The sequence below is a fragment of the Pseudarthrobacter sp. NPDC092202 genome (assembly GCF_044755505.1).
In the GTDB taxonomy this organism is placed as follows: Bacteria; Actinomycetota; Actinomycetes; order Actinomycetales; family Micrococcaceae; genus Arthrobacter.
This window is the reverse complement of record NZ_JBIVRG010000002.1, coordinates 548,836-569,368: the sequence shown is the minus strand read 5'-3', so window position 1 is coordinate 569,368 and position 20,533 is coordinate 548,836. Positions and strand designations below refer to the sequence as shown.

Genomic DNA, 20,533 nt, shown 5'->3' with positions numbered 1-20,533 from the left:
CCACTGGGCGCCGGCCTGTTCCGCGTTTAACGCCCGGCGGCGGGATTCCCGGTCAGTCCCGTCCGGCTTTGCGGATCTGATGCTCCATCACCTTGGACTGGAAGGCGCCCACCACTTTGTTTTTCAGGTCCGTGGGCACCCGGACCATGCCCTCCTGCGCCACGGAGGCCACGTGCTGCCCCGCCTGGTTGAAGATCTTCCCGGTCGCCAGCCCGCGGGCACCCTGCGCGCTCGGTGACTCCTGGACATACAGCAGCCACTCGTCCACGCGCGCGGGGCGGTGCCACCACATCGCGTGGTCGAGGCTGGCCACGTTCATTCCGGGGGTAATCCAGCTCAGGCCGTGGCGCCGCAGGATGGACTCTAGAAGGGTGTAATCACTGGCATATGCCAGCGCCGCCCGGTGCAGGTTGGGGTTCTCCGGCATTGGCCCGAAAGTCTTCATCCAGACTGCATTGCGCGCTTCCCGCTGGCCCTTGGCGGAGACGTACAGCGGCGGATCCACATGCCGGATATCGAAAGGACGCTCGTAAGCCCAGTGCCGCGCCACGGGATGGTCGAATTTGCCCAGCAGGTCGGCGGTACTGGGCAGGGACTCGGGGTCCGGGATGCCGCTGGGCATCGTGGACTGGTGCTCAATCCCTTCATCCTCGCCCTGGAAGGAGGCAATCATCGACAGGATGGGCGTGCCTTCCTGGTAGGCGTGGACCCGGCGTGCCGAAAAGGACCGGCCGTCCCGGAGCCGCTGGACGCCGAAGGTGATCGGCTTGTTGGCGTCGCCCGGGCGCAGGAAATAGCCGTGCATGGAATGCACAAAACGGTCGGGGGCCACAGTCCTGATGGACGCGATGAGCGACTGCGCCAGCACCTGGCCGCCAAATACCCGGTGGTGGGGCTGCTGCTGGGAAGGTCCCAGGAAGATGTCCTCATCCGTCCGTGCCCCCTCCAGCTCACCAAGGTCAAGGAGGGAGATGAGTGATGCGGTGGGGTCTTCGCTGGGGAGCGCCAGCAGTTCGGCGTCGGCTTCAGTCATGGTTCGACTCTAGACGGCACCCCGGCACTGCTCAACAAAGCCCCAGCCGGTAGTGTTCTTGGTGTGTCTGATCTCCTCACCTCGTCCTTCCGTTTTGCCGACTCCCAGGACCTCGCCGACCTGAAGACCTTCGCCACGCGGGCAAAAGCCATTGACGACGGCGCCATCCGGCTTCAGGCGGCAGGTTCCGTCCTCGCCGCGTATGTGTGCGTGCTCCGGCCGAGGCTCCTGGGCGAGTCGACCCCGACGATCCTGGGGCTGCGGACCATGGCCCTGGCAGAACCCTCCGCGACCGATGTGACGGTGGCCCTGTCCGCTGTCCTGGACCGTTTGGCCCGCGCCGGCCAGGACGACGTCGAACTGCCCGTGCCGCCGTCCACCATCACCGAGTCCTGGACAGGAGTGGGCGCCCCGCGCAGCGGCTGGGAGCTGATCGGCTCCCGCTCCGACGCCGGGTTGCGGGAAGCAGCCGAGGCCGGCATTGCCGAGGTAGCCGGAATCGTGCCGGACAAGCCCGGCGCGCTGATCGTCAATAACGCCCGCTCTGCGGTGTGGGGCAGGGAACTCGATGAGTCAGGGCTGCCCGCCGGAGCCGCCTTCGCAGCACTGGCCCTGGGATTCCTGGCCGACGGCGACCAGAAGCTCTACCGGGCCGGCCGCTGGTTCCGCCTCACGGGTACCCGTGGCCACGTCCTGGCGCGGACCGGCAGCGGACTCCTCTAGTTCCCGGTCACTCCGTGACGGGTCAGGGTGCAGAGGGACTGTTCACCATGGACAGCGCAGCGCGCTCCATGTAGTCCCACAGGGTGCCCTCGTACAGCGGCGGAAGTGCCAGGGCGTCCACGGCGGTCCGCATGTGGAACAGCCAGCGGTCCTTGGCCTCTGGAGTCACCTTGAACGGCATGTGCCGCATGCGAAGCCGGGGATGGCCGCGCTCCTCGCCGTAGGTGGTGGGCCCGCCCCAGTACTGCTCAAGGAACATCAGGAAGCGCCGCTTCGCCGGCTCAAGGTCTTCCTCTGGATACATCGGGCGCAGCACCGGATCTGTCGCCACGCCGTCGTAGAAGACGTCGATCAGCTTCACGAACGTCTCGTGCCCGCCCACGGCATCGTAGAAGTTGTCCGTGTAGCCGGGCTTGCTGAACGGATCGTTCTGCATCAGCTGAGGCCGCTGCGGCTCGATGGGGATCGTCATCGCTATTCTCCGGCTTTCTGCTCGGTCTTCGTGTTCTCGGCACCGTGGTCGGAGCCCTGGTCCGTGGTGCCGTCCGGCGACTCGTGCAGCGGCACATACGTACCCTGCGAGCGGTTGCCCACACGCAGGATCTCACCGTTGCGCAGGTACCAGATGGCGCCGTCGTCGGACCGGACCCGGGTGATCCGGAGCCCCATGGATTCCACCACGCCCACCACCTCGCTGGTCTCGATCACATCGCCAATGCCGAACTGGTCTTCAATCGTAATGAAGATACCTGCCAGGAAGTCACGGATCAGCTGCTGGGCGCCGAAGCCAATGGCCACACCCAGGATGCCGACGCTGGTGAGCAGGGGCGCGATATTGATGTCCAGGTTCTGCAGCACGTACATGCCGGTGATGACCACCACCAGGACTCCCACGATGCTGTTCAGCAGCGAACCGATGGTTTCCGCACGCTGTACGCGCCGTTCATGGTCCAGCGCCCGGAAGGCCGGGGCGGCCCACCGGAACGTGGGTTTCTTGAAGAAGTTGCTGCCTGCCGCCACGCGTTTGGTGATGCGGGAGATGACGAAGGTGGCCACCAACCAGACGGCAACGCCGACGCCGAGGCTGATCACGATGCCGGTGACGCTGATGCCGTCGGGCTCGCTGGCGGCGGAAGGAAGGATGGACAACGTGCTGACCATAAGGGGGGAGTACTCCTGCTGTGCCGGGAAGGGGGGGGGCCGTGCTGCCGGTTACGCCCGGCGCGGACGGCTCTGTTCTCCTTCAACACTATCGCCGTAGCCTCTCAACATGCGCATCCTTGTCCTCGGCGGAACGGCCTTCCTCTCCGCAGAAATCGTCCGCAGCGCGGTGGCGGCCGGGCACGATGTCACCTGCCTGGCCCGCGGCTCCGCGGCTGTTCCGCCGCCGGGCGCATCCTGGCTGAGGGCCGACCGTTCACTGGGCGCGAACGCCTACGCGGATGCGGAGGGGGAATGGGACGCGGTGGTCGACGTCGCCCGCGACCCGGTGCCTGCCACCGAGGCGCTCGAGGCACTCGCGGGCCGTGCAGCACACTGGACGTTCATTTCCAGTTGCTCCGTGTATGCGGACGCTTCGGTTCCCGGCGCGGACGAGGACGCGGAGCTTCTTCCCCCGCTGCCGCCCGGAAAAGAATCAACAGGGGAAAACTATGGGGAGTCGAAGGTGGCAATTGAGCATGCCAGCGTCGCGGCAACCGATGGCAGGGTCCATCTGTGCCGTGCCGGTCTGATCGCCGGACCAGGGGACAGCTCGGACCGCTACGGCTACTGGCCCGCCCGCTTTGCCCGGGACGCCAAGCCCGTCGTCGTTCCGGCCATCGCAAACCACCCGGTCCAGGTCATCGACGTCCGCGACCTGGCAGCCTGGATCCTGCTCGCCGCAGAGAAGGGCATAACCGGGCCGCTGAATGCCGTGGGAGGCCAGGTGCCTTTCGGGACGTTTATTGCGGCTTGCAGGGACGCCGCGGACCACCGCGGCCCGGTGATCCCCGCAGCGGAAGCCTGGCTGGCCGGCCAGGGCGTCAACTACTGGGCAGGTCCGGATTCACTGCCGCTGTGGCTTCCGCCCGGGCACGGTGGCTTCATGGCCCGGAACAACAGTGCAGCAATTAACGCCGGCCTGCAGCTCCGGCCCTGGCAGGAAACGCTGGCGGGGACGCTGACGGACGAGCGCACGCGCGGACTCGACCGGCCCCGAAAAGCAGGCCTGTCCCCGGAGGCTGAGGCTCGGCTGGCCAAGAAGCTGTCCCGGAGCCTTTAAGTCCGGCATCAGGCCGTGAGCGTCACGGGTTCATGCTCCACCGGAAAGTTCACGCTGCGGGCAATGAAGCACACCTGGTTCGCCTCATGGTGCAGCCGGCCGGCCAGCTCCACGTGCGCCGGATCCGCCACAGTAACCGTCGGGCGCAGCGTGACACTCTCGAACTGGCCGCTGCCGTCCCGGTTCAGCTTCAGCATCCCGGACGCCTCGTCGCGGTAGTCCGTGACCACCACGCCGTGCTTCACGGCCACGTGCAGGTAGGAGAGCATGTGGCACTGGGCCAGGGCCGCAAGGAGCAGCTGCTCCGGGTTGTAGCGCTCCCTGTTCCCATGGAAAGTGGGGTCCGCCGAGCCCTTCAGGACCGGCAGCCCCGGAATAAGGATGTCGTGGTCCCTGGAGTAGCCCCGGTAGGACGCCGTCCCCCCACCGGTATTGCCGGTCCATTGGACGGTCAGCCCGTACCGGTGTTCGCTGAGTCCCATCCGGCGCTCCTATGCTTCGCCCGGGAGGACATCAGCCGCACGGGCGCGCAGGGCCCGGGCAACGCCGTCGCGGTTTTCCAGCATCATTCGCCGCAGCGCGGCGCTGGCCGGCGGAAGCGCCGCCAGGAAACCATCCGTGCGGTCGATGGTCGCCTGGGTGGTCAGCAGCGCAGGGTAGAGGCCGACGACGATCTGCTGGGCCAGTGCGTGCGTGCGGGTGTCAACGATGCCCGGCACGGCCTCGAAGTACTTTTCGGCGTAGGGTTCCAGCAGGGAGCGGTCCAGTACCCGCATGAAGCCGGTAACCGCCGAGCCCTGGAGCGCGTTGGACAGCTCGCCCTTGACCACGATGGAGTCCCAGGCCGCTGCCTTGGCTTCGGGGGTGGGGATGGCTGCCTTGGCCAGGGCCGCGGCATTTTGGCCGCTGGAGGTGTTGTCGCGCTGGAGTTCAGCGTCGATGCCCTCCTGGCCGAGGCGGCCGCCGGCCACCAGGGACGCCACCAGTTCCCAGCGGAGGTCCTGGTCCACGGCCAGCCCCTCCAGCGTGGCCGAACCTTCCAGGAGACCCGTCACCCGGTCCAGCTGCGACCCGCTGCGTGCAAGCAGCGCAAAGGTCTTGACGAACTGCAGCTGCGCATCGGATCCACCGGCAACCCCGGACGCCAGGTCCCACAGCCGGTCCGCCGCCGCCACCGTAGTGGCTTCCCGGTGCTTCTCCGCCACATAGAAATTCAGGGTAGTGGCCAGCTGGCGGAGCTGGACCAGGATCACAGAGGAATCCGACTCCGCCGCCACATTGGCGAGGACCAGGTCAACGTACCGACGTGCCGGGGTCTCGCCGTCGCGCGCGGCGTCCCAGGCCGAGTTCCAGACCAGGGTCCGCGGCAGGCTCTGGCTGAAGTCCTTCAGGTGCGCCGTAGCCGTCAGCAGGGATTTTTCGTCGAGCCTTACCTTGGCATAGGCGAGGTCGTCATCGTTGACCAGGATCAGGTCCGGACGAGCGAGCCCCACCAGGCCGGGCACCTCGGTGCGTCCGCCGTCGACATCCAGCTCCTCGCGGTGCACCCGCTCAAGCTTGCCGGAGCCACTGAGGTTGTAAAAGCCAACGGCCAGGCGGTGGGGGCGGATGGTTGGCCACTCGTCCACGGCCGACTGGACAATCGAAAAGGACGTGAGGCGGCCCTCGCCGTCCACCTCAAGCTCCGGCTTCAGGGTGTTCACACCGGCGGTTTCCAGCCACTGCCGGCCCCAGTCGTCAAGGTCGCGGCCACTTGCTTTCTCCAGCTCCACCAGGAGGTCGCGCAGTTCGGTGTTCTGCCAGGAATGCTTGGCAAAGTACTCACGGACGCCGGCCATGAACTGTTCCGGGCCCACCCACGCCACCAGCTGGCGGAGGACGGAGGCGCCCTTGGCGTAGGTGATGCCGTCGAAGTTGACCTCCACGTCCTGGAGATCGTTGATCTCGGCGAAAATCGGGTGCGTGGTGGGCAGCTGGTCCTGGCGGTAGGCCCAGGACTTCTCCACGGAGGCGAAGGTGGTCCACGCGCTGGTGAAGGACGTCGCCTCCACCGCCGCGAGGTGGGACATGTACTCGGCAAAGGACTCGTTCAGCCACAGGTCGTTCCACCAGCGCATCGTCACTAGGTCCCCAAACCACATGTGGGCGAGCTCGTGGAGCACCGTGATGGCTCGGCGCTCAACCTGGGCGTCCGTGACCTTGCTGCGGAAAACGTAGCCTTCCAGGATGGTCACCGCGCCGGCATTTTCCATGGCGCCGGCGTTGAACTCCGGAACAAACAGCTGGTCGTACTTCTCGAACGGGTAGGGGCAGCCGAACTGCGCCTCGAAGAAGGCGAAGCCCTGCCGGGTGAGCTCAAAAATGTTGTCCGCGTCGAGGTACTGCATCAGCGACTTCCGGGCGAAGACGCCCAGCGGAATGGTCCGCCCGTCGGAGCTCACCACTTCGCTGCGGATGGACTGGTAGGGGCCGGCGATCAGGGCCGTGACATAGGAGGACAGCCTGGGCGTGGGGGAGAAGGACCAGACAGAGCGGGCGCCGCCGTCATCGCCGGGCGTGGTTTCCACCGGTGCCGGCGTGGGCGAGTTGGAGATGACGTCCCAATGCGAGGGTGCGGTCACCGTGAAGGTAAACGTCGCCTTCAGGTCGGGCTGTTCGAACACGGCGAACATCCGGCGGGAATCCGGAACTTCGAACTGTGTGTACAGGTAGACCTCGTTGTCCACCGGGTCCACGAAGCGGTGCAGTCCTTCACCGGTGTTCATGTACGGCGCATCGGCCACGACAGTGAGCTCGTTCTGCTCAGCGAGGTCCGGCAGTTGGATCCTGACGCCGTCCGCCACGGTGGCAGGATCCAGGCTCCTGCCGTTGAGGGTGATGCTGTGGACTGCGGAGGTGACGGCATCGATGAAAGTGGAGGATCCGGGCCTGGCGCTGAACTTCACGGTGGTGCTGGTGCCGAACTCGTCTGCGCCCCGGGTCAGGTCCAGGCTGACATCGTAGGACTCCACGGAGATCAGTTGGGCACGTTCCTTGGCTTCAACGCGCGTGAGATTCATACCTGGCACAGTGGGCCCTCCAGAAAGATTGCGTCTGCGCAGCTGGCGGTGCCCAGCGGCGGCACTGCTCATTCTTGCATTCCCTGGCCCTTGGGCACGTAGCGCGGCTCACAGCGGATGGGGAAAAGGGGCAGGGCGCCAGCTGCCTGCTGCCGGAGTAGCGTTGGAGCATGGGCAAGCTTATGGATTCGGTGGACGCCAGGGCGCTGCGTTTCGCCGCAGGGTTCCCGGTGCTCCTGGCCGCCGGTTTTGTCGTATGCGCGTTCCTGCTCCGGCCGGACCTTCCGGAGCCGCTCGCCATCCGGTGGACGGACGACGGCGGCGCGGCCTTCGCGCCCTTCGGCACCTATGTGGGCGTGGGCGCGGCGGCGATCGTGGTGGCGGGCTGGCTGGTCCTCTCCCAGGCCGTCACTCTTAACCGGCCTGCAATCATGCGCCGGATCATGATGGGCGCCGGAATGTTCCTCAGCCTTTTCGTCACCAGCGCCCTCGCAGCAGGCCTGGTGGGGCAGGCAGGACTGGCCGACGCCCGTGAGTCCCACGTGGACATGACCGTCCTCGCCCTCGGCAGCGGTGCGGCCGTATCGCTTGGCGTCATCATCGCCTTTGTTTTCAAGGCCGACCAGCAGTGGTCGCTCGACGACGACCGCGCGCTCCAGCTGGCCCTGGCCAAGGAAGCGGACCCGGACCTGGCTCGGGACAGCATCCGCTTCTGGGTGCACGCCCGCAGCTCGGTGTTCATCATGATCGCCATAGCGTCGCTGTTTCCCTCGGCGCTGATCACCGTCGCCGTGCCCTGGCTCGGGATGCTCCTAGTGCTCCTCGCGGTGGTGGGCGCCGCCTTCCTGTTCGCGCGGATCAAAGCGGACCGCGAGGGCCTGAAGGTCCTCCTGGCCGGCATCGTGCCGGTCATGAACGTGCCGGCGGGAGCCATCTCCGGCGCCACCGCGGCAGATGTGAAGGCGGCAGACTATGGCGGGTGGGGCTACCGGCACCACGGTGGAACTTCGGCAATGCTCGTCAGCAGCGGTCCCGCCGTCGTCGTCAGCAGGACTGACGGCCAGCGCCTCGCGGTGAGCGGCGGCAGCCCCGCTTCCGCTGCCAGGCTGGCCGAGGTCCTGACCCGTGTGGCCGCAAGGGCGCGCGGCGGAGGCGGAAGCCAGCCACCAGCCGCTCCGCCGGAGTCCTAGTATCCTTGACCCTGTTGTCCTGACCCTGGCCTGCGCCGTCCCGGCCGGCTGCCGGCGCCCCAACCGAACGGATTCTGCTCGTGACTTCTTCCCCTGCCTTCCCGCGGGTCCACATCGCCACCGACCATGCAGGCATGGAGCTCAGCGCCCACCTGGTGCAGCACCTGTCCGCCAAGGGATATGAGGTGGTGGACCACGGTCCCAAGGCCTACGACGCGCAGGATGACTACCCGTCGTTCTGCATTAATGCCGCCCTTGCGGTGGTTGCGGACCAGCAGGCAGGCGTCCACGCACTGGGCATCGTCCTCGGCGGCTCGGGCAACGGGGAGCAGATTGCCGCCAACAAGGTCAAGGGCGTTCGTGCGGCACTGGCCTGGAACCACTCCACAGCCGTCCTGGCCCGCGAGCACAACGACGCCAATGTTGTTGCCGTGGGGGGCCGCCAGCACACAGTGGAGGAAGCAACCGGGCTCATTGAGGCCTTCCTGGCGGAGCCCTTCAGCAACGACGAACGCCATGTGCGCCGCATCGGCAAGATTGCCGCCTACGAAACAACCGGCGAGGTCATCGAGTAGTGCCTGAAGGGCATTCCGTCCGTCGGCTCGCGCGCCAGTTCGGGGACGTCTTCGGCGGCCGCCGGCTGAGTGTGTCCAGTCCGCAGGGCAGGTTCAGCGCAGGCGCCGCGCTGCTGGACGGGCACACCCTCCTCGCGGCCGACGCGCACGGCAAGCACCTGTTCCTGCACTTCGACAACGCGCTGGTGCTGCATGTGCATTTGGGGCTGTACGGGGCCTGGAGCTTTGGCGGTGACAGCACCTTCGCCGGTTCTTCCAGCATTGGAGCGCCGCGCCGCGTGGGGGAGCGGGAAACCTTTGCGGAAGGAAGCGACGACGGCGCAGGCGCGGGCAGCGACGGGGACGGCTCCTATGCCGGACCGCCGGCTCCGGTGGGTGCCGTCCGGGTCAGGCTGGCCAGCAGCAACGGCTGGGCAGACCTGCGGGGTGCCACCACATGCGAGGCCATCACCCTGGCCGAGACTGACGTGGTGCGGGCTCGGCTGGGGCCTGACCCGCTGGTCAACCGCAGGGGTGATGCCGGCCGGTTCGCCGCCAACCTCCAAAGCCGCAAGGCACCCGTGGCTGCGCTGCTCATGGACCAGAAAATCATTGCCGGCGTGGGGAACGTCTACCGCGCGGAAGTCCTGTTCCGGCGTCGGCTGGACCCCTGGCTGCCGGGCAACAACCTCCATGACGGTGAGGCACGGAAGCTGTGGCGCGACGTCGTCTCCGTGATGAACGATGGCGTCGCCGACGGCAGGATCATCACTACGACGCCCAGGTATTGGACGGGAAACGGCAGGGCGGCCAAACCCGCAGCCGAAGCCGCCGCGATGAAGAGCGGAACCTTCCCCGCCCGGGACAACGCGCATTTTGTGTACAAGCGTGACGGATTGCCCTGCCGGGTCTGCGGCACCACGGTGCTGGCCGCAGAACTGGTGGGCCGCAAGCTCTACTGGTGCCCGTACTGCCAGAGCTGAACAGGACCGCCGGCTTACGGCAAACCGAACCGGGGCACTTCGACGCGGACACTCCGGCCACAGACGCTGGTTGGGGCCCCGGCGCCGTCAAAGTGCCCCGCGATGGCCTCCCGGCACGGCGTCCTGGCGATACACAAAAAGGCGCGATACACGAAAAAAGGCCCCTCGGATGAGGGGCCCTTTGTGTCTGGAGGGGACGACGGGAATCGAACCCGCGTAATCAGTTTGGAAGACTGAGGCTTTACCATTAAGCTACGTCCCCGAGGAAGCTGCATCTGCAACATTAGCAGGCCTGCGACTTCGGGCTGGCTGTTCAAGCCGGATACAACTAAACCTAATCCATGGCCTACGTGTCAAATGTGCAAACTCGCCGCGTATGACCGTAGACTTGCCTGTGCACTTACGGGGTGTAGCTCAGCTTGGCTAGAGCGCCTGCTTTGGGAGCAGGAAGTCGCAGGTTCAAATCCTGTCACCCCGACTCTGCGGCCCGGACCTGTTGGCCTGGACAAAACATTGCGTTTGCAGAAACCCATCCCACAAACCCAGGAGTACTTAGACCGTGAAGAGCGCTGTCGAGAACCTCACCCCCACGCGGGTCAAGCTCAATGTTGAGGTCCCCTTTGAGGAATTGAAGCCCAGCATCGACTCGGCCTACAAGACCGTTGCTTCGCAGATCCAGGTCCCTGGCTTCCGTAAGGGCAAGGTACCTGCAAAGCTCATCGACCAGCGCGTTGGCCGCGGCTACGTCCTGGAGACTGCCATCAACGAGGGCCTCAACGGCTGGTACCAGACTGCCGTGCAGGAATCCGGCATCCGCCCCCTGAGCCGTCCCGAGGTTGAGATCACCGAGGTTCCGGACCCGTCGGCTACGGACGGCGGCCTGAAGTTCGCCGCCGAGGTGGACGTCCGCCCCGAGATCGAACTCCCGGACTACGCCGGCATCAAGGTTGAGGTTGCAGCCGCCGAGTCGTCCGAAGAAGACGTGGACAAGGCCCTTGACGAACTGCGCGGCCGCTTTGGCACGCTCAAGTCGGTCGAGCGCCCCGCTGCTGACGGCGACTTCCTCACCATCGACATCACCGCAACCATCGACGGCGAAGAGGTGGACTCGGCTGCGGGCCTGTCTTACCAGGTTGGCGCCGGCACCATGCTCGACGGGCTCGATGAAGCCGTCACCGGCCTCAGCGCCGATGAAGATGCCATCTTCAACACCACCCTTGTGGGCGGCGACCACGCCGGCGAAGAGGCCCAGGTCAAGGTTGTAGTGAAGGCCGTCAAGGAGCGCGAACTCCCCGAGGCCAACGACGACTTCGCCCAGCTGGCTTCCGAGTTCGACACCCTGGCCGAACTCCGTGAAGACCTGGCCAAGCAGGCCGCCGACTCCAAGGTAGTGGAGCAGGGCGTAGAGGCCCGCGACAAGGTCCTGGACAAGCTCGTTGAGCTCGTTGAGGTTCCCGTCCCGGACTCCGTGGTCGAAGAGCAGCTCGAGGCCCACTTCAAGGAGGGCAACGGACACGGTGAAGGCGAGCACGACACCGAGGAGCACCGCGAAGAGGTCCGCGCCAACACCGCCCGTGCCTTCCAGAACGAAATCATCCTCGACGCCATTGCCGAGAAGGAAGAAGTCAATGTCAGCCAGAACGAGCTGATCGACTACATCGTCACCACGGCCAGCCAGTACGGCATGGACCCGAACCAGTTCGCCCAGATCATCGACCAGAGCGGCCAGGTGCCCATGATGGTCTCCGAGGTCCGCCGCCGCAAGGCGCTGGCCGTTGTCCTTGGCCAGGCCGAGGTCACCGACACCGAGGGCAAGGCCGTTGACCTCAGCGACTTCGTACGCCCCGGCGGCGAAGAGGAAGCTCCTGCAGCCGAAGCTGTGGAAGCTGAAACCGCAGAGGCCGCCGCTGACGAAGACAAGGCAGAGGCCAAGGCCTAGGCTCTAGGACGCGCCGCCAGAGGGCCCCCGGATCACCCGATCCGGGGGCCCTCTGCGTTAATATCCGGCCACTGCCCGCCCGGCCCGGCCGATCGTGCGCCGTCAGCGAACAGCCGCCGGTGTGCGAACAAAACGCCGGTGAAACCGGTTAGTGTCCAAGTAGTGATTTTCAGTGATGTCACCGTCACCAGCGAGAGGTTAGTACACATGTCACAGCACCCCGAGTCCCCCCGGATGGCGACTGTCGATCCTGCAGCCCAGGACAACTACATCTACAACCGGCTCCTCAAGGAGCGGATCATCTGGCTCGGCTCAGAGGTGCGTGACGACAACGCCAATGCCATCTGCTCACAGCTTCTGCTCCTGTCCGCTGAGAACCCGGACAAGGACATCTACCTTTACATCAACTCCCCGGGCGGCTCTGTGACAGCCGGCATGGCCATCTACGACACCATGCAGTTCATCCCGAACGATGTCGTGACGGTTGCTACCGGCCTGGCTGCATCCATGGGGCAGTTCCTGCTCTCGTCCGGTACCAAGGGCAAGCGCTACGCCACCCCGAACGCGCGCGTCCTGATGCACCAGCCCTCGGGCGGCATCGGCGGTACCGCCTCGGACATCAAGATCCAGGCGGAGCTCATCCTGCACATGAAGAAGGTTATGGCCGAGCTGACCGCAGAGCAGACCGGGCAGACTGTGGAAACCATCCTCAAGGACAACGACCGTGACAAGTGGTTCACGGCGACCGAAGCTCTCGAGTACGGCTTCTTCGACAAGATCGCCGCCCACGCCGGTTCGGTGTCCGGTGGCGGCGGAACCGCGAATGCCTCCTCCGGCGAGTCAGCGTCCGAGAAGTAACCCGGCATTTAGAACACTTAGATCAGGAGCACCAAAAATGAACTACAACTTCGGATCGACTGCCGGTAACCTTCCGACCAGCCGCTACGTCCTGCCCCAGTTCGAAGAGCGCACGCCGTACGGCTTCAAGCGCCAGGACCCCTACACCAAGCTTTTCGAGGACCGCATCATCTTCCTCGGTGTCCAGGTGGATGACGCCTCCGCGGATGACGTCATGGCGCAGCTGCTGGTCCTGGAGTCCACCGACCCCGACCGCGACATCACCCTCTACATCAACTCCCCGGGCGGTTCCTTCACCGCCATGACGGCGATCTACGACACCATGCAGTACATCCGCCCGGAGATCCAGACGGTCTGCCTTGGCCAGGCCGCAAGCGCCGCTGCAGTCCTGCTGGCGGCCGGTACTCCCGGCAAGCGCCTTGCCTTGCCCAACGCCCGCGTCCTGATCCACCAGCCGGCGCTGTCCGGCGGCCAGGGCGGCCAGGCATCAGACCTCGAAATCCAGGCCGCTGAGGTCATGCGGATGCGTTCCTGGCTCGAAGACACGCTTGCCCACCACTCGGGACGGACGTCGGAGCAGGTCAACAACGACATCGAGCGCGACAAGATCCTCACGGCCGCGGAAGCCCAGTCCTACGGCCTGATCGACCAGGTCCTGGATTCGCGCAAGATCAAACCGCAAGCAATCACACGGTAAAGTCATGGGCCGGTGGAGCCAATCATTTGGCCCCACCGGCCTTTTCCTTCCACGCTGGGAAGCGAATGTGACCTAGAGTGGATGTTGTCACAACCGGTCCATGCAGGCTGGTGGAGATTCCAGCAACGGTGCAAGGCTGCCTGGCAGCAAGATACTAAGGGGTTCACATATGGCTCGGATTGGCGAGAGCACGGATCTGCTGAAGTGCTCTTTCTGCGGAAAGAGCCAGAAGCAGGTGCGCAAGCTCATTGCCGGGCCCGGTGTCTACATCTGCGATGAATGCATTGAGCTTTGCAACGAGATCATCGAAGAGGAACTGGCGGAAGTTGCTGACCTGGGGAGCTTTGAACTCCCCAAGCCCCGCGAGATCTTCGATTTCCTGCAGGAATACGTCATCGGGCAGGAACCCGCGAAGCGTTCGCTCGCCGTCGCCGTCTACAACCACTACAAGCGCATCCAGGCCGGCCATGCACCCAAGTCCGGGAGCCTCGCTGACGGCGGGCACCATGACGACGTCGAAATCGCCAAGTCGAACATCCTCCTGATCGGGCCCACAGGATGCGGCAAGACGTACCTGGCCCAGACCCTGGCGCGCCGGCTGAACGTCCCGTTTGCCGTTGCCGATGCCACTGCACTGACTGAGGCCGGCTACGTGGGCGAGGATGTGGAGAACATCCTCCTCAAGCTCATCCAGGCCGCGGACTACGACGTCAAAAAAGCCGAGCAGGGCATCATCTACATCGATGAGATCGACAAGATTTCACGCAAGAGCGAAAACCCCTCCATCACCCGGGACGTCTCGGGCGAGGGCGTCCAGCAGGCGCTGCTGAAGATCCTGGAGGGAACCGTTGCCTCCGTTCCTCCCCAGGGCGGCAGGAAGCACCCGCACCAGGAATTCATCCAGATTGACACCACCAATGTGCTGTTCATCGTGGCCGGCGCCTTCGCGGGCCTTGAGGAAATCATCGGATCCAGGTCCGGACGGAAGGGCATCGGCTTTGGAGCCCCCCTCAACGAGGCCAGCAAGAAGGTGGACTCCTACGGAGAGGTGATGCCGGAGGACCTGCTGAAGTTCGGCCTCATTCCCGAATTCATTGGGCGGCTGCCGGTGATCACCACCGTATCCAACCTGGACCGCGATGCCCTGATCCAGATCCTTTTCACACCCAAGAACGCCCTGGTGAAGCAGTACCAGAAGATGTTCCAGATCGACGGCGTGGAACTGGTGTTTGACGACACCGCCCTTGACGCCATCGCCGAACAGGCCCTGGAGCGCGGAACGGGCGCCCGCGGGCTGCGAGCAATCATGGAGGAAGTCCTGCTGCCCGTGATGTTCGATCTTCCCAGCCGCGAGGACGTTGCCAGCGTGGTCATCACGGAGGACGTTGTCCTGAAGGGCGCCGAACCCACCATCGTTCCGCACGTCACCAAACGCCGTAAGTCTGCCTGATTCGTCCGCAGGGCGGCCCAGGCGCAGCTCATTGGCCTGGCACAGTCCCGCCCGTTATAGACCCGACCACACCGTGGCTATGCTGCGCCGCGGGAACCAGCGAAGGAATATCCCATGACTGAACCAGTAAAGAACAGGGCCGATTTTTGGTTCGATCCGCTGTGCCCCTTCGCCTGGATCACCTCCCGCTGGATCGGCGAAGTCGAAGGCGTCCGCGACATCGAAACGGTCTGGCACGTCATGAGCCTGGCTGTCCTCAACGAGGGCCGCGACCTTGAACCTGCCTACCGCGAATCCATGGACAACGCCTGGGGCATGGTCCGCGTGATCATTGCGGCCCAGCAACAGCATGGCGATGCAACAGTCAAGGCGCTCTACGACGCCATGGGCTCCCTGATTCACGAATCCGGCGAGCAGGACCGTGACCTGGTCATCACCAAAGCGCTTGCGGAGTGCGGGCTTCCCGCCACGCTTGCCGCGGCAGCCTCCTCGGACGCCTTCGATGACCAGCTCCGGGCAAGCCACCAGGAGGGTATCTCGCTGGTGGGCCAGGACGTCGGAACTCCCGTGGTGGCCTTCAACGGCACCGCCTTCTTTGGTCCCGTCCTCACCCGGATTCCCCGTGGCGAGGAGGCCGGCAAGCTGTGGGACGCCACTACCGCGATTGCTGCCTACCCGCACTTCTTCGAGCTGAAGCGCAGCCGGACAGAGCGGCCTGAATTCAGCTAGGCCCAACCCGCCCAGGACGAATCCGGCCAGCCGCACTGTACGGCTCCAGGAGCCCCGGCAGAACTACCCTCTTGTAGTTCTTCCGGGGCTCTTGCGCATGCCGGCGGGCAGGACAACAATGGTTCTTACCCACTTCGAAAGAAGCGGGACGCAGGAACCAAAGATTCAGTGATATGTCATCCGACGCAGCCATCGGCAAAGTCAGATGCAAGCTACCAGTGACGTGGTAGGAAGACCTGAAGATCAGCGGATCCTGCCAGACCATCAAGACGTCACCGGATGGCCGAAAAGTCGAAGCCCCACCAACGGCAAAACGCTGATGGGGCTTCCCCTTTGCCCTGAAACCGGGGCGCCCCGAAACGAGGCCCGAAGTGTGGCTACGCCTTCGCGGGCTCTTCCGTCGCAGCAAGTGCCACGTCGCTGACGCTCAGCTCGCCCTCACCGACCATAAGGATGATCTCGCGGGCGTTGGAGGCTGCCTTCAGGTCGGCCAGGCCGGCCTGCAGCTGCGCGGTCAAAGCTTCCGGCGCCGTGATGGTCGCGGTCAGAACCTCGGTGCGCTGCTTGACCTTCGCTTCGGACTTTGCTTTCCGGACACCGCTGAGGGCCACCCCGACCGTTGCGAGCATGGCGGTGTCGCCGCCCGGGACCTCCAGCGGCGCGGGCCACTGGGCACGGTGGACGGAGCCCTTGCGCCACCAGCTCCACACTTCTTCGGTGGCGAAGGGCAGGAAGGGCGCAAAGAGCCGCAGCAGGGTGTCCAGGGTGGTGGCCAGGGCTGCCAGTACGGAAGCCTGTTCGGCCTCACCGGCGGCACCGTACGCCCGGTCCTTGATCAGCTCCACGTAGTCGTCGGTGAACTGCCAGAAGAAGCTTTCCGTGATCTGCAGCGCCCGTGCGTAGTCGTAGTTCTCGAAGGCCTTGGTGGACTGGGCCACCACCTCCGAAAGCTGCGCCAGGACAGCCCGGTCCAACGGGTTGGCCAGGACGGAAAGGTCGGTGGACAGCACGGAGTCTTCCGTGGCGCCCAGGTTCAGGACGAACTTGGACGCATTCAGGAGCTTGATGGCCAGGCGCCGGCCGATCTTCATCTGCGCAATCTCATAGGCCGTATCGGCCCCGAGCTTTGCGGAAGCTGCCCAGTAGCGCACAGCATCGGAGCCGTACTCTTCCAGGACGTCGGTGGGTACCACCACGTTGCCCTTGGACTTTGACATCTTCTTGCGGTCGGGGTCCAGGATCCAGCCGGAGATGGCCGCGTGCTTCCACGGTGCGCTGTTCTCCAGGGCGTCCGCGCGTACCACGGAGGAGAAGAGCCAGGTCCGGATGATGTCGTGCCCCTGGGGCCGGACATCAAAGGGGAACACCTTGGCAAAGAGGTCCTCGTCGCGCTTCCAGCCGCCCACGATCTTGGGCGTCAGGGAGGACGTTGCCCACGTGTCCAGGATGTCGGCGTCGCCCGTGAAGCCTCCGGGAACGTCGCGCTGGGATTCGTCGAAGCCGGGAGCGGCGTCGGCGGCCGGGTCCACGGGGAGCTGCGCGTCGGACGGGACGATGGGGGAGTCATAGTCCGGGTTGCCGTCGGCATCCAGCGGGTACCAGACCGGGATGGGCACGCCGAAGAAGCGCTGGCGGGACACCAGCCAGTCGCCGTTCAGGCCGGCAATCCAGTTCTCGTAGCGTGAGCGCATGAAGGCCGGGTGGAAGTCGATCTCATGCCCGCGTGCGATCAGGCGTTCGCGGCGGTCCTCGTCCCTGCCGCCGTTGCGGATGTACCACTGGCGGGAGGTGACTACTTCAAGGGGCTTGTCACCCTTTTCGTAGAAGTTCACGGGGTGCATGATCTTCTTGGGCTCGCCGTCGAGCAGTTCCGCGGCGGTGAGGAGCTTCACCACCTCTTCCTTGGCGCTGAAGACTGTCTTGCCGGCAATGGCGGCGAAGGCTTCGCGGCCGATGTCGGTGGTGATCCATTCGGGAGCCTCGCTGACAATGCGTCCGTCGCGGCCCACGATGGCCCGGGTGGGCAGCTGCAGTTCGCGCCACCAGGTGACGTCGGTCAGGTCACCGAACGTGCACACCATGGCGATGCCGGAGCCCTTGTCCGCCTTGGCGAGAGGATGCGCCTTGACTTCAACTTCGACGCCGAACAAGGGGGACGTGACCTTCTTGCCGAACAGCGGCTGGTACCGTTCGTCGTCGGGATTCGCCACCAGGGCGGCGCAGGCCGCCAGCAGTTCCGGGCGGGTGGTCTCAATGTAGATCTTCTCCCCGTCCTCGGTGAAGAACGGGTAGCGGTAGTAGGCGCCGGGCATCTCGCGGTCCTCGAGTTCCGCCTGCGCCACGGCCGTCCGGAACGTGACGTCCCAGAGCGTGGGCGCCTCTGCCATGTAGGCGTCGCCTGCGGCCAGGTTGGCCAGGAAGGCGCGCTGCGAGACCGCCCGCGAGTTGTCATCGATGGTGCGGTAGGTGAGTTCCCAGTCCACCGACAGGCCAAGCGTCTGGAACAGGTTTTCGAAGACCTTCTCGTCCTCTACCGCGAGCTCTTCGCACAGCTCGATGAAGTTCCGGCGGGAGACGACGTCGAAGTCCCGCTGGTTCTTCGCGGGCTGCGCCGGCGGCTGGTAGTCGGGGTTGTACGGGATGGAGGGGTCGCAGCGGACGCCGTAGAAGTTCTGCACCCGGCGTTCGGTGGGCAGGCCGTTGTCGTCCCAGCCCATGGGATAGAAGACGTTCTTGCCGGTCATCCGCTGGTAGCGTGCCAGCACGTCGGTCTGCGTGTAGGAGAACATGTGCCCCACGTGGAGTGATCCGGACGCGGTGGGAGGGGGAGTGTCGATGGAATAGACCCGGTCCCGGGTGGTCTCGCGGTCGAACTTGTAGGTCCCCTCCGCCAGCCACCGCTGCGTGAGGGCAGCTTCGAGGCCTTCGAGGGCCGGCTTGTCCGGAACGTTGATAGGGGCGGTGGTGGGCGTGTCTGTACCCTGCGTGTCTTCAGCCATCTGCCAATTGTTTCATGTCCGGGCATGTCTGCCTGCCGCAGGTGGCCCCGGCCGCACCGATCCTGAGGGCGGACCGGGCAGGGGCAGCCAGGCGGCCGGTCCCGCTATGGTGGTGCCATGACTGACGTTTCGCAGAAAAAGGCAGCTTTGGTGACGGGCGCGAGCAGCGGGATCGGGGAGGCCACAGTGCGTGCCCTGGCGGCGGAAGGCTGGAAGGTCTTTGCCGTGGCGCGCCGCGCGGACCGCCTGGCCGAACTGGAAAAGGAAACCGGCGCCGTCGCGCTCCCCGCCGACATTTCGGAGGACGACGACGTGTCCCGGCTGGTCTCGCAGGTGAAGGAGGCGGGGGGAATCGACACGCTGGTCAACATTGCCGGCGGGGCCAGGGGCGCGGACACCATCAGCTCTGCCAGCGCCGGGGACTGGGAATGGATGTACCGGGTGAACGTGCTGGGCACCATGAAACTCATAAAAGCCTTCCTGCCGATGCTTCGGGCCAACGGCGAGGGGACGGTCCTGAACCTGACCTCCACCGCGGGGCTGGCGTCGTACGAGGGCGGTGGCGGCTACAACGCGGCAAAGTTCGCCCAGCGGGCCCTGACGGAGGCACTGCGGCTGGAGGAAGCCGAGCATAACGTCCGCGTGATCGAGGTGGCGCCCGGCCTGGTCCAGACCGAAGAGTTCGCCCTGAACCGGCTCGGTGACCGGCAGGCAGCGGACAAGGTCTACCAGGGGGTGGAGAAGCCGCTCACGGCCGGTGATGTGGCGGATGTCGTCCGCTACGCCGTCACCGCTCCGCACCATGTAAACCTGGACCAGATCGTCATCCGGCCGGTGGCGCAGGCCTCAAACTACAAGCTCATCCGCAAGGGCTAGCACCTACGGCAGCACCAGGCGCGCTGCCACCGCGGCGTGGTCTGTACCCGGGAGCGTCACCACGTCGAAGTCCAGCACCTCAATCCCCGGGCTTACCAGGACATGGTCGATGGCCACGAAAGCCGGCGCCGGTGAATTGACCGGCCAGGTGGGGGCCAGGCCCTTCCCGGTCGCCTCCGCGGCGTCGGAAAGCCCCGTGGCCAGCAGTTCCCGGAACTCACCATGGTCCGCGCTCGCGTTGAAATCGCCGAGCAGGATGGAATGCCGGCTGTCCGGCAGTGCCTGCCACAGCTCGCCGAGCTGCCGCAGCTCGGCCCGCCACGACGCTATGTGGCCCCGGCGCGGGGAGTCGACGTGGACGGCGGTCAGGTGCACTGGCCCGGCGGTGGTGGGAAGGCTGGCCACGGCGCGGCTCTGGTGGAACGCCGAACCGGGCACACGCTCCACCTGCTGGAGGGGGAACCGCGAGAAAAGGGCGCTTCCAATCTTGTCCCAGTCCACATCCGTGGCCCGGTACGGCAGCAGGGCTGCCAGCCCTGCCCTGTCGAGCGCCTTCAGGCTGGCCGGTGCAAGCTCCGGCAGGGCCAAAACGTCCACGTTTCGGCTCCTGATCTCCGCCAGCAGGGCCCCGGGGTCCACTCCGGTGTACCCCACGTTCAGCGCCATGACCGTCACCACCGGCTCCCGGGCCGGGTCCCCGGACGGGGCAGGGGACTGGACGGTTGCCGGCTGTATGTTTCCGGAGGCCACCGGACCCGAGGTGCCGGGAGGCAGGACACGGTCCAGTACCCAAGCAAGTTGGATGACAAGCAGCATGGCTACGAGGGCAGCAGACACAGCCCTGCGGGGTTCGGCACGGAGGCAAAAGGCGACGACGGCGGCAGCGAGTGCCGCCGCCGTTGTTGACAGCCCTGCTGGAAACAGGGCCAAAATCTGGATCCATGGGGTGCCGACATCCCAGGGAACCAGGCGCAGGAACACCAGCGCAGCACCCGGCAGGGCCAGGACGGCGGCTGCAAGGGACCACCGGGACACATGCGGGCGTGGCCCACCGCCTCGACGCCCGTCCCCGTGCTCTTGCATAGGTTCAATTATTGGTGGCCCGGCCCCGGAAATAGTAGACTCAAAAAGGCTATGACCCGGCAATCACCGGTGAGCTTCCGGAAGAACACGCGAACCA

The 20,533-nt window shown here is 65.5% G+C and carries 18 protein-coding genes and 2 tRNA genes; 12 read left to right on the top strand and 8 right to left on the bottom strand.

Annotated elements, in window-relative coordinates; all coding sequences use genetic code 11:
• Positions 1-52: 52 nt before the first annotated feature.
• Positions 53-1,033, bottom strand: a complete 981-nt coding sequence (locus ACIQF4_RS06045; RefSeq protein ID WP_350002515.1) for an acyl-CoA thioesterase II — start codon at positions 1,031-1,033, stop codon at positions 53-55.
• Positions 1,034-1,096: 63 nt separating this feature from the next.
• Between ACIQF4_RS06045 and ACIQF4_RS06040 the strand changes: the two genes are divergently transcribed.
• On the top strand, positions 1,097-1,756 hold the full coding sequence (locus ACIQF4_RS06040) for a hypothetical protein (protein WP_400514554.1): 660 nt from the start codon (positions 1,097-1,099) through the stop codon (positions 1,754-1,756).
• Positions 1,757-1,778: 22 nt separating this feature from the next.
• On the opposite strand, the gene ACIQF4_RS06035 is transcribed toward ACIQF4_RS06040, so the two are convergent.
• Together ACIQF4_RS06035 and ACIQF4_RS06030 are read right to left on the bottom strand one after the other, a co-directional pair.
• Positions 1,779-2,228, bottom strand: a complete 450-nt coding sequence (locus ACIQF4_RS06035) for a globin (protein WP_400514552.1) — start codon at positions 2,226-2,228, stop codon at positions 1,779-1,781.
• A 2-nt stretch (positions 2,229-2,230) separates the two neighbouring features.
• Positions 2,231-2,917 carry a mechanosensitive ion channel domain-containing protein gene (locus ACIQF4_RS06030; protein WP_350002512.1) on the bottom strand — a complete coding sequence of 229 codons (687 nt, stop codon included), beginning with the start codon at positions 2,915-2,917 and terminating at the stop codon, positions 2,231-2,233.
• 109 nt (positions 2,918-3,026) lie between these two features.
• Between ACIQF4_RS06030 and ACIQF4_RS06025 the strand changes: the two genes are divergently transcribed.
• Positions 3,027-4,019: an NAD-dependent epimerase/dehydratase family protein gene (locus tag ACIQF4_RS06025; RefSeq protein WP_400514549.1), complete on the top strand. Its 993-nt coding sequence runs from the start codon at positions 3,027-3,029 to the stop codon at positions 4,017-4,019.
• An 8-nt stretch (positions 4,020-4,027) separates the two neighbouring features.
• On the opposite strand, the gene ACIQF4_RS06020 is transcribed toward ACIQF4_RS06025, so the two are convergent.
• Positions 4,028-4,501 carry an OsmC family protein gene (locus tag ACIQF4_RS06020; RefSeq protein ID WP_400514548.1) on the bottom strand — a complete coding sequence of 158 codons (474 nt, stop codon included), beginning with the start codon at positions 4,499-4,501 and terminating at the stop codon, positions 4,028-4,030.
• Between the two features lie 9 nt (positions 4,502-4,510).
• Positions 4,511-7,078: an aminopeptidase N gene (gene pepN / locus ACIQF4_RS06015; protein WP_400514547.1), complete on the bottom strand. Its 2,568-nt coding sequence runs from the start codon at positions 7,076-7,078 to the stop codon at positions 4,511-4,513.
• Between the two features lie 170 nt (positions 7,079-7,248).
• On the opposite strand from pepN, the gene ACIQF4_RS06010 reads away from it, so the two are divergent.
• The 3 genes from ACIQF4_RS06010 to ACIQF4_RS06000 all read left to right on the top strand — a co-directional run bounded on the left by ACIQF4_RS06010 (position 7,249) and on the right by ACIQF4_RS06000 (position 9,805).
• On the top strand, positions 7,249-8,268 hold the full coding sequence (locus ACIQF4_RS06010; protein ID WP_400514544.1) for a hypothetical protein: 1,020 nt from the start codon (positions 7,249-7,251) through the stop codon (positions 8,266-8,268).
• An 80-nt stretch (positions 8,269-8,348) separates the two neighbouring features.
• On the top strand, positions 8,349-8,843 hold the full coding sequence (locus tag ACIQF4_RS06005; protein WP_231455978.1) for a ribose-5-phosphate isomerase: 495 nt from the start codon (positions 8,349-8,351) through the stop codon (positions 8,841-8,843).
• Positions 8,843-9,805, top strand: coding sequence for an Fpg/Nei family DNA glycosylase (locus tag ACIQF4_RS06000; RefSeq protein ID WP_400514542.1), 963 nt, complete (start codon positions 8,843-8,845; stop codon positions 9,803-9,805). The genes ACIQF4_RS06005 and ACIQF4_RS06000 overlap by 1 nt, the downstream gene beginning before the upstream one ends.
• Before the next feature lie 188 nt (positions 9,806-9,993).
• On the opposite strand, the gene ACIQF4_RS05995 is transcribed toward ACIQF4_RS06000, so the two are convergent.
• Positions 9,994-10,067 (bottom strand) — tRNA-Gly (locus ACIQF4_RS05995).
• A 141-nt stretch (positions 10,068-10,208) separates the two neighbouring features.
• Here ACIQF4_RS05995 and ACIQF4_RS05990 point away from each other — a divergent pair.
• From ACIQF4_RS05990 to ACIQF4_RS05965, 6 genes are all read left to right on the top strand, one after another.
• Positions 10,209-10,283 (top strand) — tRNA-Pro (locus tag ACIQF4_RS05990).
• Positions 10,284-10,364: 81 nt separating this feature from the next.
• Positions 10,365-11,744 carry a trigger factor gene (gene tig, locus ACIQF4_RS05985; protein ID WP_400514540.1) on the top strand — a complete coding sequence of 460 codons (1,380 nt, stop codon included), beginning with the start codon at positions 10,365-10,367 and terminating at the stop codon, positions 11,742-11,744.
• A gap of 234 nt (positions 11,745-11,978) precedes the next feature.
• Entirely contained in the window at positions 11,979-12,602 is a 624-nt protein-coding gene (locus tag ACIQF4_RS05980) for an ATP-dependent Clp protease proteolytic subunit (RefSeq protein ID WP_350002662.1), read from the top strand.
• 37 nt (positions 12,603-12,639) lie between these two features.
• The gene (locus ACIQF4_RS05975; protein ID WP_231455973.1) at positions 12,640-13,299 is read left to right on the top strand and encodes an ATP-dependent Clp protease proteolytic subunit; all 660 of its coding nucleotides are present in this window, start codon (positions 12,640-12,642) and stop codon (positions 13,297-13,299) included.
• Positions 13,300-13,468: 169 nt separating this feature from the next.
• Positions 13,469-14,749 (top strand): ATP-dependent Clp protease ATP-binding subunit ClpX, encoded by a 1,281-nt coding sequence (gene clpX / locus ACIQF4_RS05970; RefSeq protein WP_400514538.1) that lies wholly within the window; start codon positions 13,469-13,471, stop codon positions 14,747-14,749.
• Between the two features lie 114 nt (positions 14,750-14,863).
• The gene (locus tag ACIQF4_RS05965) at positions 14,864-15,478 is read left to right on the top strand and encodes a DsbA family protein (RefSeq protein ID WP_350002506.1); all 615 of its coding nucleotides are present in this window, start codon (positions 14,864-14,866) and stop codon (positions 15,476-15,478) included.
• Positions 15,479-15,855: 377 nt separating this feature from the next.
• On the opposite strand, the gene valS is transcribed toward ACIQF4_RS05965, so the two are convergent.
• Positions 15,856-18,477, bottom strand: a complete 2,622-nt coding sequence (gene valS / locus ACIQF4_RS05960; RefSeq protein WP_350002505.1) for a valine--tRNA ligase — start codon at positions 18,475-18,477, stop codon at positions 15,856-15,858.
• 117 nt (positions 18,478-18,594) lie between these two features.
• Here valS and ACIQF4_RS05955 point away from each other — a divergent pair, with 117 nt between their 5' ends.
• Positions 18,595-19,353 carry an SDR family oxidoreductase gene (locus ACIQF4_RS05955; RefSeq protein ID WP_400514534.1) on the top strand — a complete coding sequence of 253 codons (759 nt, stop codon included), beginning with the start codon at positions 18,595-18,597 and terminating at the stop codon, positions 19,351-19,353.
• Between the two features lie 3 nt (positions 19,354-19,356).
• Here ACIQF4_RS05955 and ACIQF4_RS05950 read toward each other — a convergent pair whose 3' ends face one another.
• A complete protein-coding gene (locus tag ACIQF4_RS05950) occupies positions 19,357-20,436 on the bottom strand; it encodes an endonuclease/exonuclease/phosphatase family protein (protein ID WP_400514531.1) in 1,080 nt (359 codons plus the stop codon).
• Between the last annotated feature and the right edge of the window lie 97 nt (positions 20,437-20,533).